2 pseudogenes are annotated in these 1413 nt (G+C 44.9%); one reads left to right on the top strand and one right to left on the bottom strand.

The features are described 5' to 3' along the window. Positions 1-564, bottom strand: a pseudogene (locus tag LH47_RS14590) (IS4 family transposase); the annotation flags it as partial. A 324-nt stretch (positions 565-888) separates the two neighbouring features. Here LH47_RS14590 and LH47_RS17190 point away from each other — a divergent pair. Beyond that, positions 889-1083: pseudogene (locus LH47_RS17190) on the top strand (site-specific integrase); the annotation flags it as partial. Between the last annotated feature and the right edge of the window lie 330 nt (positions 1084-1413).

The raw sequence follows: 1413 nt of genomic DNA on the forward strand, positions 1-1413 counted from the left end.
AATACATAGGTCATTCGGCAAAATCGTGTGCTGGGCATGATAGGCAAAACGGGCGTCCGAGTCATTGGCCGATTGAACGCATAGTTGAAGACAGGCACCAGACAACAAGTCATATTCAAACTGAATTTTCGCTCCTGATGAGACGGAACCTCGGTAGTCCTCCCCGTAGTCGGCAGGAACCAAAAAACTGGTCGAATCCAAAATCCGCAAGCGAGTAAAACACGTCCGGTAGGTTTGGATGGTGGACCAAAGCAATGGGCGTTGTCGTTGGAGGAGAAGGAAAAACACTTCTCGCAAAAGCGCCACGGCTCGCTCGGTAAAGCGCTGATTCAATCTTTCGCTGGACAGGGAACAGTCATGGCGGAGCGTGAGAGATGTACATAACCGTTGGAGTGATTGTTGTGCCAGTGAGCCATCTCCCCATGCACAAAGAGTCAAAAATGCTTCTGCCGTTAATGCTCGTTTTCGTTGGATAAATCCTGTTTCTTGAGCAAGATGAGTCAATGTCTCAGGCGAGAAAAGTTGGCGGATGGTTTTCATCCATGCTTGCATTTGATTTTCCATAGAAAAAATCCTTTCTAACGAAGAGTATTCGCTAGAAAGGATACCATGTTTTTAACGGTGTACAAAGGCCCAAATTCTTAACTTGATGGCTATGGGGCATCACCCTTCTTCACAATGTAATGCTCAACTTTTTCTGTTTTAAAATACTTGTCCCTCCAGAATCAAATTAGGGTTCTTGATTTTATTTATTTTAGAAAGTTCATTGACAGTTGTTCCAAACTTAGTCGCAATCCCACTCAAAGTATCTCCTTTTTCCAATGTATACACTTGATACTTTTCTTTCGCTGCAGTTTGTACAGGTCGCTTATTTCCGACTTTATTGTAGATTGCGTTGATTTTGAAAACAAGACCGTCACGATCAACAAGACTTGGGATCACAAGTATAAAAAAGGGTTCGATAACACAAAGAACTATGCTTCGAAACGGACGATTACGATTGACGAGCACACATTAAGCATTTTAAAGGATTTAAAACGGAGACAGGCACAATTAGCGATCAAAACAGGGCTGCGTAGTCAACTACCCCCACTTAGCTAACGCTTGAAGCGGGGGCTTGCAACTCCCCAGAAGTGCGAACGGACTTCGTCCTCCTTCCTTGACTTGGGGTTGCATCAGGGGCAGGTTGACGACTACCCAACGACATAGGTCATGCCTATATCGCTACCGAGTGGCTCGGCATGTCTGTAGGCAGTACTTGACTTCCACGCACAACAGACGGATGTACGCTCGATGTTTTACGGTTGCAACGTTTCCTGCAACCAACTCCCTACATCGAGTAACGGGGATTGGAGTGCCTTGATTCAACGGTTTTCTCCACATTCTTATTCTATCATATACAAAAGAAAGGAG

The sequence above is a fragment of the Anoxybacillus thermarum genome (assembly GCF_000836725.1).
Classification (GTDB): Bacteria; Bacillota; Bacilli; order Bacillales; family Anoxybacillaceae; genus Anoxybacillus; species Anoxybacillus thermarum.